9 protein-coding genes are annotated in these 14492 nt (G+C 66.0%); all 9 read right to left on the reverse strand.

Annotation, left to right across the window (positions count from 1 at the left end; translation table 11 throughout):
• Nucleotides 1-4: 4 nt before the first annotated feature.
• Genes AC2CQI_RS21510 through AC2CQI_RS21550 form a run of 9 tightly spaced genes read right to left on the reverse strand, consistent with a single transcriptional unit; the run spans nt 5 to nt 14474 of the window.
• Nucleotides 5-742 (reverse strand): hypothetical protein, encoded by a 738-nt coding sequence (locus AC2CQI_RS21510; RefSeq protein WP_484577814.1) that lies wholly within the window; start codon nt 740-742, stop codon nt 5-7.
• Between the two features lie 25 nt (nt 743-767).
• Nucleotides 768-2279, reverse strand: a complete 1512-nt coding sequence (locus AC2CQI_RS21515; RefSeq protein ID WP_484580651.1) for a formylglycine-generating enzyme family protein — start codon at nt 2277-2279, stop codon at nt 768-770.
• A gap of 28 nt (nt 2280-2307) precedes the next feature.
• Nucleotides 2308-3528: an ABC transporter permease gene (locus AC2CQI_RS21520; RefSeq protein ID WP_484577815.1), complete on the reverse strand. Its 1221-nt coding sequence runs from the start codon at nt 3526-3528 to the stop codon at nt 2308-2310.
• On the reverse strand, nt 3515-4210 hold the full coding sequence (locus AC2CQI_RS21525) for an ABC transporter ATP-binding protein (RefSeq protein WP_484577816.1): 696 nt from the start codon (nt 4208-4210) through the stop codon (nt 3515-3517). The genes AC2CQI_RS21520 and AC2CQI_RS21525 overlap by 14 nt, the downstream gene beginning before the upstream one ends.
• A gap of 6 nt (nt 4211-4216) precedes the next feature.
• On the reverse strand, nt 4217-6172 hold the full coding sequence (locus AC2CQI_RS21530; RefSeq protein WP_075805947.1) for a vWA domain-containing protein: 1956 nt from the start codon (nt 6170-6172) through the stop codon (nt 4217-4219).
• Nucleotides 6169-7227, reverse strand: coding sequence for a hypothetical protein (locus AC2CQI_RS21535; RefSeq protein ID WP_484577817.1), 1059 nt, complete (start codon nt 7225-7227; stop codon nt 6169-6171). The genes AC2CQI_RS21530 and AC2CQI_RS21535 overlap by 4 nt, the downstream gene beginning before the upstream one ends.
• Before the next feature lie 5 nt (nt 7228-7232).
• Nucleotides 7233-9929, reverse strand: coding sequence for a virulence factor SrfC family protein (locus tag AC2CQI_RS21540; protein WP_484577818.1), 2697 nt, complete (start codon nt 9927-9929; stop codon nt 7233-7235).
• The gene (locus tag AC2CQI_RS21545) at nt 9926-13006 is read right to left on the reverse strand and encodes a virulence factor SrfB (RefSeq protein WP_484577819.1); all 3081 of its coding nucleotides are present in this window, start codon (nt 13004-13006) and stop codon (nt 9926-9928) included. The genes AC2CQI_RS21540 and AC2CQI_RS21545 overlap by 4 nt, the downstream gene beginning before the upstream one ends.
• Nucleotides 13007-13022: 16 nt before the next feature.
• Nucleotides 13023-14474, reverse strand: coding sequence for an SrfA family protein (locus tag AC2CQI_RS21550; RefSeq protein ID WP_484577820.1), 1452 nt, complete (start codon nt 14472-14474; stop codon nt 13023-13025).
• Between the last annotated feature and the right edge of the window lie 18 nt (nt 14475-14492).

Below are 14492 nucleotides of genomic sequence, written 5' to 3' on the forward strand. Positions count from 1 at the left end.
CTCCTTAGCCCAGGGTGATAGCCGAGCGCTGGCTGTACAGGCCGTCGACTTCCTGCTGCAGCGAAGCGACCTTGGTATTCATCTTGGCGATTTCCGCCTCGACCTGCTTCAGCTCGGCTGGCTTGGCGCCGGAGTTACGCTCGGCCAGGGTCACTTTCTGGTATTCGCTGACGTTGGTGTGCATGGTCTTCAGGTCGCGGTTCATCAACTCGAGGTTCTTGTCGATATTGGCCAGGTCCTGCTGGGCCTTGGCCTTGTCCACGGTCTTGGCCTTGATGTTCTTCTGGATATCGGCGATCTGCTGCTTGTCGTCGGCGATCACCCGCTGCAGGGTGTTGCTGCGCTCGGCGAGCTGGGCGTTTTTCTTCTGCACTTCGCCGGTCATCGCGTTCAGGCGCTCGGTGGTGTTCGAGTACTGGGCGCGACGCTGGTCGAGGTAGTAGTTGGCACCCATGGCCACGCCACAGGCGGCTACGCCGGCGACGATGGCGCAGGTCGCCTTGTTGCCCGAGTTGGACAGCACGCAGGCCAGCACGCCGGCACCGGCGGCCAGGGCGCAGGCCTGGTAGCCGGAGGTGCTGAAGAACTTGGCATCATTGCCGGTGGTCAGGCGCGGGTCGGCGGTGCCGCCCTTGTCGTCGAGCAACGAGCTACCGGTGCTGGCGCAACCGGTAACGGCCAGGGCGGCGACCAGCATCAGGCTGATCCACGAACTGAAACGGGCGGGTCGGGTGAAGCTCATGGTTGCTCTTCCTTGGGGGCTGGAGTCAGTGGGTCACGGCCTTGCAGCTTTTCAGCCAGGCGTCGGTGTCGATTTTCTGGGTCTTGAGGAACGCCTGCTGGTTGGCCCAGTGGGTGCGCAGGTAAGGCGTCAGTTCCTTGAGGTTCTTGTTGGCGGTCAGCACGCCTTCGAGCACCGGCATCTGGGCGGCGATCAGCGGCTGGCCGTACAGCGAGCCGGAGTCCACCAGGGAGCTGGCGTAGTAGCGGCTGAGCTTGTGCAGGCGGTCGTTCTGCTCGTCGAGCTTGGTCTTGCGCATGCCGCAGGTCGGGTCTTCCTCGCCGGTCTTGCAGTTGGCGCTGTAGTTCTTCTGCAGGAAGTCCAGGTATTGGCCGTCGTCGAGCATCTTGGTGCAGAGGAAGGCGCCCAGGTTGAGGCTGGCGCGGATCGCCTGGTCGCGGGCTTCCTGCTGTTGCTGGTTGCTGGCGCGCAGCTGGTTCTCGACGGTCTTGAGCTGGCCCTTGAGGGCGGCATCGTCGACGCTGGAGGCGAGGTCCTCGAGGGCCTTGACCGTGCCCTTGTCCTTGCTTTCGGCCACCGGCTGGTCGGCGCCGAGGGTGCTCCAGCTCTTCTCGATGGTCTTGACCCGCTCGCGCGAGGTCAGGGTCGGCGACACCAGGGCCAGGCGCAGGCCGTTGGTCTTCTTGCTCACCGCGCCTTCGGCGTCGTAGTACGGCTCTTCATGGCGCGCGGCGGTGCGCAGCTCGCCCTCGGCGGTCAGGTAGTTGCCGCCGCGCACTACGAAGCCGCCGGCCTGGCCGTGCTGGCGGTCGAGCTTGTTCAGGCGGAAGGGCTCGAACATCATCTCGCTGGCATTGCCGAGCATGTCGTGCAGGCCCAGCGGGTTGGGCTTGAGCAGGCCGCTCAGCTGCAACTGGCCGTTGGACGATTGCGAGCCGGCGAACCATTCGTAGGCGTTCAGGCCCTCGGGCATCGGGTAACGGCTGTCGCGGAATTCGGCGCTGCTGACCTGCAGGCCGCCACGGGCAGCGAACTCCCACTCCACCTCGGTGGGCAGGCGCAGGAAGCCCAGGGCGCCGTCTTCCTTCGGCAGCTTGGCGGCGGCATTGGTGCGCAGCCAGCGGTTGTACTTGTCGGAGGCCTGCAGGGCGTCCAGCCAGCTCACCGAGACGATCGGCAGGCGCTGCTTGTTCGATGGCGTCGGGCAGGTCTCGTCCATCAGCGCGCGGTACTGCAGCTGGGTCATCTCGTACTTGGCCATCAGGAAGTAGCGCGACTTCTCGCCCTTGGCGCTGGTGAAGCTGCCGGCGATGAAGGTCGGCCGGGTCTGCTCGACGTAGCCGTACTCGGCGCTGTCCTGGCCGATGTTGATCGGGTAGTCGTCCAGCGGGCCGGCCACCGGGATCAGCACCTTGCGGAACACCATGGCGCCATCGCAGGGCATGGGCAGGACCACGTCGTCGGCGTCGGCCATCGGGTTGTAGAATTTCTCGTCCCAGGTGGCTGCATGCGCCGTCAGCAGGCAGCCCAAGGTCAATGGCGCCAGGGCCAGGCGGGCACAGGTTCTAGAGTTCACGCAGACTCTCCGCAGGTTGTATCCGGATCGCCCGCAGGGCGCCGATCAGGGCGACCAGGCCGGCGACCAGGAACGCCAGAAGCAGGGCCACCAGGCCGTGCCAGACAGTGATATGGCAGATGAAGGTGCCGGTCGCGGCGCTGCTGCCGAGCAATTGGTCAAACAGCAGGCTGCCAAAGTAGTAACAGGCGAGGCCGCCGAGGTAGCCGGTCAGGCTCAGCACCAGCGCCTGCAGCACCACGTACCCGGCCACCGCCGGGCTGGTGAAGCCGAGCAGGCGCAGCACCGCGAGGTCGCGGCGCTTGCGGTCGATATTGGCGAGGAAGGCGCCCACCAGCGAGGCGATGCAGCCGATCAGCGCGGCCCCGGCAATCACCCCGAAGATCAGCCCGAGCACATGGTTGATGGCCTTGACGTTGTCGATCTCGGCCAGGCGGCTGGCGGTCTCGATGCGCTGGCCGTTGAGCCATTGTTCGAGGGGGGCGACGCTGTCGATGTCCCGGGCGTAGACCCGGGCGCGGGCGTAGCCGACCTTGACCCCGTCCAGCGGCTGGCCGCTGCCGGCGCCCAGTTCGGGCACCAGATAACCGTCGCGGTAGTGCTCCAGCTGCAGCAGCAGGGCGGAGCTGACGAACGCCGCCGGGCGGGCGAAGCGCACGTTGTCGAGGACCGCACGCACCTGCAACGTGCGCTCACCGCGTTCGTTGACTTCGTTGAGGCGCCGGGTCACCCGCAGGCGGATGCTGTCGCCGGCCTTGGCCTCCAGGCGCTGTGCGGCGCGCTCGCTGAGAATCACCTGGTCGCCTTGCAGCGCGCTCAGTTCGGTGGCGAGCAGCGGGTCGCCGGCCTGGGTTGGAATCACCTCGACGCTGTCGGCGAAGCGGCCACGGGCGCCGAGCAGGTCGGCCTGGGTGTTCAGCGAGCGGGTCTGGCCGATGGCGAAGCCGGTTTCCGGCAGCGCCCGCAGGCCTTGCAGCCAGTCCTCGCCGTAGTGGCCGCTGCTGAGCATCTTTACTTCGAGGTTGCGTGGGTCGCTGAGCAGCTCTTGCTGCAACTGGCTGACCACCCCGTGCTTGAGGCCGAACAGCAACAGCAGCGGCGCGATCACCGCCACCAGCGACGCGGCCATGCACAGCGAGACGTTGCGGTCGTGCCAGAGGTCGGCGAGAGACAGCCGGGCGAGCAGGGCGAGGCGCTTAAACGGGCTCAAAGCGTGTCTCCCCGTCAGCGTTGACCGCGCCCAGGCGCGGTAGGCCGAAGTCTTGCACCAGGGCCCAGTCGTGGGAAACCAGCAGGGCGCTCATGCCCAGCTCCGCGACCAGGTTCAGCAGCAGCTCGAACAGGCGCCGGGCGTTGTTCGGGTCCAGCGCGGCGGTCGGTTCGTCGGCCAGCAGCACCGGTGGCTCGTGGGCGATGGCGCGCACGCAGGCGACCCGCTGGCGCTCGCCGATGGACAGCGCCTGGGGCAGCTTGTCCAGCAGCGGTTCGAGGCCGAGGGCGGCCACCGCTTTGTCCACCGCCACGCTGTGCGGCGCCAGGCCGAGCAGGCGGCGGGGCAGCAGGATGTTGTCGCGGACCTTGAGGAACGGCAGCAGCCCGCCGCTCTGCAGGACGAAGCCCAGCTCCCGCGCGCGCAGAGCGGCGAGGGCGGTTTGCTGGTCATCGGCAAGCAATTGCGCCACGTCTTCGCGACCGGCGCCGAGGCGGTAGTGCTCCAGGCGCTCAGGCTTGAGCAGCAGGCCGATGGCTTCGAGCAGGGTACTCTTGCCGCAGCCGCTCTCGCCGGTAATCGCCAGAATCTGGCCCGGTTGCAGTTGCAGTGCATCCAGGCGCACCGCATGCGCCTGGGGTCCCTGTCCGCGGACCACTCTCAATCCCTTGATATCGAGCATGAGCGGTCAGGGCATCATTTCCAGTGGCACGGGGTAGACGTTGTCGCGGCTGTCGGCGCCCGGGGCCAGGGCCACCCAGCGGTCGACATCGGCGTTGTAACGCTGGTAGTGGCGCAGCTTGGTGCCCAGGTTGCGGATGAATTTCTCCTGGGCCAGGCCGTCCCAGCCTTTCCAGGTTTCTTCGTCCAGGTTGAGCACTTCGCTGTGGTACGGCAGGTCCTCGAGGTACTCGCCGAGCACGCCGAGGTCGGCGACCTTGGTGGTCGAACCCTGTTTCAGCTGGTTCGGGTCGGCGCCCATGGTCGCCGCCACGGAACGCAGGCGGGTGAACATCTCGGTGGGCGAGATCATGCCTTCGTTGGCCGCGTCCAGGACCTGCTTGAGCACGTCGCTGAGGTCGCTGAGCTGGGCCTTGGTCAGCAGCACGCGGACATCGGTGGTCGGCACGTTCTGCTTGATCAGGTCACGGTCGCTGATCCACGCCTGGAACACCGGCGGCGCCTGGGTGCCGGTGGTCTTGCCGAGGTAGGCCAGCTGCATGGCGTGGCCGATCAGCGCGGCGTCGTCGAGCATCTTCTGCTCGGCCGGGTCGGCCTTGGCATTGGTCGCGCTGCCGATGGCGTCCTCGCCCATGTAGGCGGAACGCACCTGCTGGGTGATCGCGCTGGCGAGGCTGTCGACCTTCTGCCCGAAGGCATTCACGTCACCGGCATTGACCGGGTAGTACAGCGAGGTGTTGGTGCCGGGGAAGTTCGACAGCACGCGGTACTGGGCTTCGGCGGCGCTGTGGTTCTTCGCCCCGCTCGGGGTCTTCAGGTGCAGGGTGTAGAGGGCGACGCCCGGGTTGCTGGCCTCGATCTTCACCTGCTCGGCACCCAGGCCGGTGCTGGACAGCTTGTCGCCGCCGTCGATGGCCCCGGCGTCGGTGATCAACACCACGTAGCGGGCGCCGAACTGGCTCCAGTCGACCTTGTCGATGGCATGCATCACGCCGGCGTAGGCATCCTCGTCGAAGACGCTGCTGGAGACCTTGGCCTGCTTGAGGTCAGCCACTTTCGCCAGGAAGTCGGCACCGTCCTTCACAGTGTTCGGGTCGGCGTACATCTTGCTGACGTACTCCAGCCCCGGCACCGCCTTGGTGCTGGAACGGAAGGCGACCAGGCCGAACTTCACCTGCTGGCCGAGGTTCTCCTTCTCCACCTGCGCGTAGACCCGCTTGATCGCTTCGCGGGTGCGGTCGATGTACGGGTCCATGGAGATGGTCGAGTCGATGACGAACACCACCGCGGCGCTGAACGCCTTCATCTGGGTCTTGGCGCCGGCCGGGTCCGCCGGATTGGCCTTGGCGGCGCTGGCGGCGTCGGCCTTGCTCACCGAGGCGACATTCAGAATGCGCGTGCGGAAGCCTTCCTCGGTCATCACCTCTTCGCCGCTCAGGACCGGCAGCAGGTAGAAGTTCTTCTGCAGGTCGACGAAGTATTCCGGCTCCTGGGCCAGTACGCCCGGTGCTTCCTTGCCGTTTTTCAGCTGGGCGCGGATCGGTGCCACCTGGCTGACCGGATCCGGCGCGTCGAGGACGCCTTCGAGCTGCTTGCGCTCCTTGAAGAACAGCAGGCGGTCACGGTTGGCCGGGTTGGTGAAGGCCAGGGTCAGTTGCATCTTCCACTCGACGGTGCAGGCGCCCGGCAGCCAGCCGATGGTCTTGCCCTGGGTATCGGGCCCGACGCGCAGCCAGTCATTGCCGTCCACGGCGGAGCGTTCGTAGACGTAGAAGCGGCTGAAGGCCGGTTGCGCGGCCCCGGGTGCGCCGCCAGCCGCGCTGCTGAGTTTGCAGCTCGGCGTGGTCAGGACGCGCTGGAACAGGGTCTTCTTGCCGTCCTGCAGCAGCGGTTTGTCCGCCGCCAGCAGGGCCGGGCTCAGGCTCATGGCCAGGAGGGCGACACCGAGACCGCGCAGGCTCATGGCTTGAGTTCCTCGAAGCGTGCCTTGGCTTCGGCGTTGTTTTCATCGAAGCCGAGGATGGTTTCGTACCAGTAGGCCGCGGTGGCGTTGTCCGGAGCCTTGAAGCACTCGCTTGGCTGCAGGTACTTGGGGTCGTACTCGCGGGCATAGGCGCTGGCGATCTCGATATCGCCGCCCTGCGCGCGGTTGGCGTACAGGCGCTGGGCCACGCCGCAATGGTTGCTGGCCTTGGCCTGCTTGATCACTTCCAGCACCGTGGCGCTGTCCGGCTTGTTCTGGATACAGGCCTGGACGAAGGCCAGTTCAGGCTGGTTCTGCATGCTTTCCAGAGTGCACGGCGTGGCGCCGGCAGGCGCGGGTGCCGGTTCTGGTGCAGGAGTCTCTGCCACGGGAGGCTTCGCTTCCGGCGCAGGTTGATCCTTCTTGTTGAACCACCACCAGGCGGCACCTGCAGCGATCAGGGCCAGCAGCACCAGGATCACCACCGGGATCACCCAGCGATTGGATTTGGCAGGTGGAGGCGGTGGCGGTGGTGGAACCAGGCGCTCGGGCACGATTTCCGGCTCTGGTGTTGGCTCTGGCTCTGGTACCGGTACCGGCTCCGGTACTGGCTCCGGCTCTGGTACTGGCGCTGGTGCGGGAACCGGTGCCGGTGCTGGTGCCGGCTCAGGCGCTTTCGGCATCGGCGAGTTGAGGTCCGCCGAAGCGACCAGGGTCGGGTTCAGGCGCACCATGTGCACTTCGGTCAGGCCGGTGGCCGGCTGGTTCACTTCGATACGGAAGTTCGCCGTGCCGCTGGCCTGCAGCAGCGGGTTGATCAGGTTCGGCCCGATGCGGGTCTCGATCGCGCCGCCCTCGGCAGCGGTCATGCCGTCAAGAGGGAACCAATGGGCAACGTCGCTCCAGAGCCCGCCTTCCTGCAGGAACTTCTGGGTCTGGCTGCTTTGCAGGGAGCATTGCAGGCCCTCGCCGGAACCTTCCCAGCCGGTGATCCGCAGCACGCCATGGCCTGGCGTGTTCACGTCCAGCGGCAGCACATCAACTCTGATACCCATTGCACTCAACTCGCTTCAAAAGTGTTGAGCAGGACGGCCAGCTGGCGCCGCTGCTCGGTAGTGATTTCCGGATCGGAGCCGCTCTTGGCGTTCTCCTTGATCAGCCAGGCCAGGCTGGACAGCCAGTCCATGTGGAAGCGCTGCTCCTGATGCGAAGGCGTCTCAGGCAAGTCCGGCAGATCGCCCACGGCCACCTTGCCGTAGAAGTCGAACACCGGGCCCTTGGTACCCAGCATGCGCGTTGGCCGCTGTTCGAGCGGTTTACCCAGCAAGCCGAACCACGACAGGAAATCGCGCATCACCAGTTGCACCTCCAGCACCTGGCGCTGCACCAACTGGTCACGGCGAGCACCGCCGATGATGCGCCGGGTCACCGCCGCGTCCAGTTGTTCGAGCAGGCCCGGGCGCCGTGCGGCGCTGACCAGTTCTTCGACCAGGCCGTCCATCAGCTCGCGGGTCATGCGCAGGCTGACCAGGCGCTGGGGCTGGTTGCCGATCTCGCGCATGTGCTTGATCCACGCCTTCAGCGCCGCACGGGCAAAGCGCTGCTCGGCGTTCAGGCGCTTGGCCAGCGGCTTGGCCGCGGGTGCTGAAGCGGGGGCCGGCGCGTCGTCGTCGCCGAAGTCGAAGTCGATCGCCGGTGCCTTGTTGGCCGGCGCGGTGAACGCCGGCTCGGTCTCGCCGGCCTCGTCTTCGTCGTCATCGACGTTGTACACACCGCTCAGGTACAGCTCGCGCAACTGCTCGGTGGGCAATTGCAGGGCGAGAATCACCTCGCTGATGACGTCGGGGTCGGCACCCAGCGGCCTGAGGAGGAGCTTGATCTTCTGCATCTTGCGCGCCAGCAGCGCCTCGAAGTCCTCTTCGCGCCAGGCGTAGAGGCCGTTGTCGAGCAGGCTGGTGCGGCACTCGTGCAGTTGCTCCTCGATGCGCGAAAGCTTGAAACCGATATCGGCGAACGGCGTAAAGCTGGAGGCGAAGCGGCTGATACCGCCGTCATTCATGCCCATCACTGCCGCGAAGGAGGCTTCGGGCTCTTTCACATGGCGCACGATGTCCTTGTACACCTTGAACTCGGCGGTGAGCAGTTCAAGACTCTCGCCGTAATGCCCGGACACGCTGACTTCGTCGCCCTTGTCGTCGAAGTCGATGAATGCCCGGCTATGGCGTGGCTTGCGCACCAGATAGGTGTTGTTGAACGGCTGGCCGGACCAGTCCAGCATCCAGTCCTCAGTGCCAAAACGCTCGACGATGGTCATTTTCATCAGGTTTTCGCACGACTCGATGCGTAGCGGACGGCTCGCCTTTTTCAGCGATTCGTCGATCCAGATGTCCATCATGGTGATCGCCCAGATCAATCCTGGCACCCGCGCCGCACGCTCCTTTGGCGTATGGCCCTGGGTTTTCCCGATCCATTTGCTCAATACCGGGGCGACACTGACCACCTCGGCCTGTCCCTTGGCGCTGGTGCAGATCACCAGCGCGTTCATTTCCTGGGCGTCACTGTAGCGCTCGAACAGGTAGGCCACCTTGCCGCGCACCAGCAGGTTCCAGACCGGGCTGATTTCATCCGGGTTTTGCCCGTTTGACGCGTTGCGGATGTCGCTGAAGGTGTACCGCGCGCGGTAGCCCGGGAAGTCCAGCAAGTCGACCTGGTTCACCACCTCGTCATTGGGCGGGTTGACCAGGCGGAAGGTCATTTCCACGGTCAAGGCGGCCAGTTGGGCAACCGTGATGCCGACAGCGGACTGCACCTTGCCCTCTGTCGACGGCAGGACATTGATCGGCACATCGCGACGGGTTCCGAGCCGATTGAGGATCGTCACCGCCATGATGTTGTATCGCGCCTCTTCCGTGTCCTGGAAAAACGCGGTCAACGGGGCGTACACCTTCTCGGGATGCCCAAGCTTCTGCAGGGCACCGCCCAGCACTTCGTAGAGCTCGGTCAACAACGCCTGCTCGCCCCACAGCGGCGACAGGAGCCTGGCGCGTTGTCGCGTGCTCAAGCGCGGCGCGAGCTTGATGACCCGCGGCCAGTAGAGTTCGTCGAGCACGGCGAGGGGCCTGGTGAAGCTGCCCGAGAGGTATTCCCACAGGCTGACAATGTCATCGCCGTCGACCCCGGGCTGCGGCAGTTCGGCCTCCTGACCTTCGAATTCGCGCAGCAGCGCGTCGATGCGCTGCGGGGTGATCTCGTATTTGGTCAAGTCGTGGTTGAAGTCTTCCCACCAGGTGTTGCCGAGAATCTTGGCCAGCTCGATTTCCCGGAGCATCTTCAGCTCGATCGGGTAGTTGGCATCCGGCGCCGGCTGCGAACGACGGCTGAAGCGGGTGACCACACCGGTCGCCTCGGCGCCACTGCCCGTGGGGTTGATGTGCTCGAGGAAGTTCAGGGTGCGGCCACCGAAGTCGCTCTCCAGAACCCCGGCGCTGTTGGCGGCGAGCGCCGAGATCAGGTACGACTTGCCGGCCTGGGACAAGCCGAAGAAACCGACGCCCATGGGCGTCGACGCCGCGTGGCGGAGGCTCCTGGCCTGGTTGCGAGCCCTGCGCAGGCGCAGGCTCAGGTCATCGGCCTCGGCCTCGACGCTGGCGGCATTGCCGCGTACCTGCTCGATCCACTCCAGTGCCTCGCCGGCGCCCTTGTAAACGGCGCCCCAGGCATTCATCAACTGCTGCTGCTTTGGCGTAAGGTCGCTCATTTTCCTTTGACGTTCCCGCTGTCGAGCCAATAGTCGCTGTCACTCAGGCTTCCGGTTGGCATGGTGTTGAGTGAGAGCTCCAGATCCCGGTCGTAATCGAAATCGGCATCCTGGATGTTCGATTGCAAGTCGCAGATCACCAGCTTGTCGCTGATCAGGCCCTGCTCCAGCAGCAGGTCCGACGGTTCCTCGACTTCCAGGCGAATGCGCAGCACCGGGGTTTCGCCGTTCTTGCCCTGGGCGGTGGAGAAGCTGGCGCTGCCGCGCGGGGTGAAGCGCAGGGTGTACAGCGGCGAGGCCGACCAGCGTTCGGCGGACAGCTGGCGGTAGCCCAGGTGCATGTCGCCGCGCATTTCCAGCCACGGCGTGCCGCGTTGTTCGCCTTCGCCGACGATGGGCAGTTCGATGCGGCCCTTGGACGACTTGAGGTCGTGGTAGACCACATTGCGGTGCGCGATGGTGCCTGCTTTGTCGATCGGGCCGAAGTGCTTGATGATCGAGTAGGGCTTGAGCTCGACGGTGCGGAAATAGAAGTTCGGCACGCTGTGCTTCGAGCACAGCAGGCAGATCATCGCGCCCACCGAGGCGGTGCTCTTCGGATCGTCGATCAGGCCGTTGCGGTGGAACGGATACCAGCCGCCGGTGCGGTAGTTCTGCAGCGGCAGGATGCGTCCGGGCGGCAGCGGGATGCACTTGCGGATGAAGGCCTGGATGCCCGGCAGGCGCGATGGCCGGCCGGTGAGCAGGAGCATGTCGCACGGATAGTGGGCGACCACTTCGCACAGCTCGGTCAGGGCCCGGGTAATGTTGATCTGGCCGCCGATGAAGGCGTTGTGAACTTTTGCCAGGTCAAAGGTGATGACGGTCTGCAACAGATCGAGGGTGCCGTCCTGGCCGACTTCGCGACGTACCGCGGCGTGGACGAAGTCCAGCACGCCGTCGTTGACTGCGGCGTCGCCGAGGATCTCGCGCCAGGTCTGGGTGACCGGCGCGTAGGCCTGTGCCGGGTCGTACTGCTCGTAAGCCTTGAGCAGGGCCAGGCCCAGCGGTACGAAGACCTGCAGGTTGAGTTGCTGGCGCAGGATCCGCTCCGGCGCGGAGGCATCGCCGTTGCCGCACAGGCGCGACATCAGGGCGTCCGGTTCGCTCACCCCGGCGTCGCCCAGGGCGTTGCGGAACGACGGCAGGACGAACTCCTGGATCACGTCCAGGACGATGTCGTCACCGGCCACCTTGAAGCCATCGCGGAAACGCTGGCTGGGGATGATGTGCCCATGGCCGCCGGTGCCGCCGTTGCTGCCGCGGTCGAAGCGGTAGTCGGTGATCACCAGGTCGGTGGTGCCGCCGCCGATATCGATGGTGGCCAGGGTGATCTGGTCGCGCTCCTGGCGATCCGGGCGGGCGAGAGCTGCGAAGAACTCTTCCGGGTGTCCGTCGAAGTTCTCGTTGATCTCGTTGTACAGGTACACCAGCTGGCCGCAGCTGGCTTCGTCCCAGTCCACGCGGATGCCCGGCAGCGGCGTGCGCGGCACCACGGTCTTGTCCTTGAACGGATTGCTCTCGCCGGCGTGCCAGCCGAGGCTCTTCCATACCAGGCCGACGGCTTCGTACAGGCGGTTGCTGAGGATGCTGCGCTCGGCCTGGGGCATGCCTGGCGGCACGGTCAGGGTGATGCTGTTGAGCTGGCGCGGTACCCGGGCGTGGCCCTGGCGCGAGCGCTGGGCCGGGCTGTTGATCTGGGTCAGGGCCTGGGTGACCACCTCGGCGAGCATGAAAGTCATCAGGTTGCTGCGCGAGTAACGCGGGGTGAACACCGGCATGTCGTTCTTCGGCGGCAGGTACAGGGCCTGGCCGAGATCGTTGATCAGGTGCGAGAACGGCGCGGCGGTGGCCAGCGGCTCCTTGTCGGTCTTGACGTAGGCGGTGTTGAAGCGCCAGCCGTGGCCGTAGGGTTTCTCGTCCCACAGGTAGCGTTTCGGGCTGGACAGCCCGGTCGAGCCCTCGGTGCCGCGGCGGCGGCCGGCCAGGCGTCCGGCCTCGGCGCCGACGCGGGCGATGGTCGGCCACTGGAAGGCGTTGTGGCGGCCGCTCTTGACCGAGCAGTGGTCCTTGCCGAAATAGGCCTGGGTAAATTCCACGCGGCTTTCGAAGGCGGTGTCGTAGACCTTTTCCGGCTCGCTCAGGTCGCGCAGTTCCAGCACGTAGTTGTTCTTCAGGCCCGAGCCGGACTGGCCGTGGTCCTCGATGAGAATGCCGCAGGTCCGCGAGTTGCCGACGTCCAGCACCAGGTCCACCGGGATCGGCTTGACCACGCCCTGGGTTTCGTTGGCGATGACCTTGAGCTCGGGGATCTCGACCTGGGGCCTCTCGGTGCTCTGCTCGGCCGGGACCGGGCGGCGCAGCAGGCTCAGCACGTTGAGGTAGTGGGCGATGTGGCGGTTGCCTTGCAGGTCGCGGTCGCGCCGCTCGCGGGTCCACTCGGCACGAGCCTCGACGTACAGCTCGGCGATCCACTCGCGGATCCATACATGGGTCAGGAACCAGCCGTATTCACGGGCGCTGGTGGCCAGCTTGAAGGCCACGCCGGAGCGCACGTCGTCCTCGTTCGGCGCCAGGTAGGCGGAGCCGGCGACGGTCGGCATGATACGGCTGTCGAAGGCCAGGGTCAGGCGGTGGGTGTTGCCGTCCACATCGGGCTGCGGCAGCTTGACCAGGCGCATCCGCGACCAGTTGTTCGGGCCCTCGTCGAAGCGATTGGGCGGCATGAAACGCAGGAACGGCAGTGGCAGCCAGATGCCGTCGAACAGCTTGAGGCTGTCTTCCATCGGCACGCGGAAATGGTTGTCGTCGGTGGTGTCGAATTCCACCTGGACCACCTTGTCCGGCTCCGGCTCGTAGAAGTCCTTGTACTCGCGGGACCACAGCAGGCGCGTCGGCACCATGCCGTTGTTCAGCTGCACGAACTTGCCGGCCTGTTCGCCATCCGGTCCGAGACGCAGGGCGAAATCCATGAATTGAATGCCGGTATCGCTGACCAGCGTGACCGTTTCTTCGAACTGGGTGATTTCGGGCAACATCGTCTGCGCTTCCGTGTTATTGACCGGCTTGCTTCATCAGCATCGGGAAGGCTTCGGCACCGTAGTTGCCGGAGCAGTCCGCAGCGCTGGTCGCACCCGGCTTGCAGTTCACCTGCGGGAGTTCATAGCTGCTGCCATCGGCACAGGCCGCCTGGCCCGTGCTGTTGATCGACAGTTGGCCCTGGTTCATGGCCGCGGATACCGGCGCCTGGCAGTTCACGCCATCGGAGCGGCGCACCGTGGCCTGGCCCTTGCCGTCCTTGAAGTCGTACTTCAGGCGCAGCGGCTTGCCGGTGCCCACTTCCTGGATGCCGGCACCGGCCCAGTCGCCATTGAGGAAGTCGGCGTTACCGTTGGCCGCGCCTGGCGGGATGCTCAGCATGTTCTGCGCGTTGGCCGGGGGTTGCTTGCCGTCTGGCAGTTCCGGTGGTGCAGGCGGAGCCTGGGTGGGTACCGGCTGTGGCTCTGGCTGGGGTTCGGACTCCGGCGCAGGGGCTGGTGGCTCGGGGGCAGTGCTGCCGTCCGCCGGTTTCTGCTCGGGCGGGGTCGCGGTGTCGCTGCCAGGCGCAAGCGAGCCGTCCTGTGGCGAGCCACCGGCGCCCGTGCCTGCGGAGCCGTTGCCGGATCCAAGGTTGCCCAGGCCATTGCCGGTGCCGCCCGGCACAGTGACCGAACCGCCGCGCTTGTTCAGGTCGATGTCCTCGTTATTCGTGGTCGGCCAGTCGTTGGTCGGCGGCACCACGACTTCCGGTGTGCAGCGGCGCAAGCCGAACAACAGCAGCAGGAGCAGCAACAGCAGGAGCGGCAGCAGCCACCACCAGCGCCGCCACCAGGGGGTGACGGGCACGACGGGGGGCGGCGGCGGTGCCAGCGGGGCGACCGGAGGCACAGGCGTTGGCGGGGCGACGGGCGGTGCCACGACCGGCTCCGCGACCTTGGCTACCTTGGGGTACAGGCACAGCAGGGGCTCGCGGGCACGCTCGGCACCGGCATGGATAAAGCCCCAGAAGGTCAGGACCGGGCGACCGTCGACCAGATAGACGAAGTTTTCGTCGGGGAAGGGGATCACGCAGGTCAGCAGCTTGCCGAACACCGTGGTGTCGCCCTGGGCGTTGTTGCGCGACCCGGCCAGCGGCTGGCCGTGAGCATCCAGGCCGAGCAGGTTGTTGCTCAGGTCATTGATGCGGGTTTTCAGCACTTCGAGCTGGGCACGGGCGGGCGCGCGCTCTTCCTCGGTGGCGCTGGTCCACGGGATCACGTCGCCGGGGCGCTCGCTGTACCAATCGAGGGTACTGCCTCGTTCATCACTCTGGGGAATAGCCAGGTGCTCGACCAGGTCCGGATGCTCCGGATACTTGCGCCGAATCGCCTCGCGAATCTGCAAAGCCGCACGATAGACGGGCTGGCCGGTCTCACCCAATGCGGTGAAGTCTTCACTTCGCCCGCTACGCAGCAATACTCCACGCATCCTTGAAGACCTACCTAG

It is taken from the genome of Pseudomonas sp. P2S-1 (genome assembly GCF_057197725.1).

What these genes read in the sequence shown, in the direction of transcription:
- AC2CQI_RS21530 (WP_075805947.1), bottom strand. Translation starts at nt 6,172, where the DNA reads ATGAGCCTGCGCGGTCTCGGTGTCGCCCTCCTGGCCATGAGCCTGAGC.
- AC2CQI_RS21525 (WP_484577816.1), bottom strand. Translation starts at nt 4,210, where the DNA reads ATGCTCGATATCAAGGGATTGAGAGTGGTCCGCGGACAGGGACCCCAG.
- AC2CQI_RS21540 (WP_484577818.1), bottom strand. Translation starts at nt 9,929, where the DNA reads ATGAGCGACCTTACGCCAAAGCAGCAGCAGTTGATGAATGCCTGGGGC.
- AC2CQI_RS21550 (WP_484577820.1), bottom strand. Translation starts at nt 14,474, where the DNA reads ATGCGTGGAGTATTGCTGCGTAGCGGGCGAAGTGAAGACTTCACCGCA.
- AC2CQI_RS21535 (WP_484577817.1), bottom strand. Translation starts at nt 7,227, where the DNA reads ATGGGTATCAGAGTTGATGTGCTGCCGCTGGACGTGAACACGCCAGGC.
- AC2CQI_RS21510 (WP_484577814.1), bottom strand. Translation starts at nt 742, where the DNA reads ATGAGCTTCACCCGACCCGCCCGTTTCAGTTCGTGGATCAGCCTGATG.
- AC2CQI_RS21545 (WP_484577819.1), bottom strand. Translation starts at nt 13,006, where the DNA reads ATGTTGCCCGAAATCACCCAGTTCGAAGAAACGGTCACGCTGGTCAGC.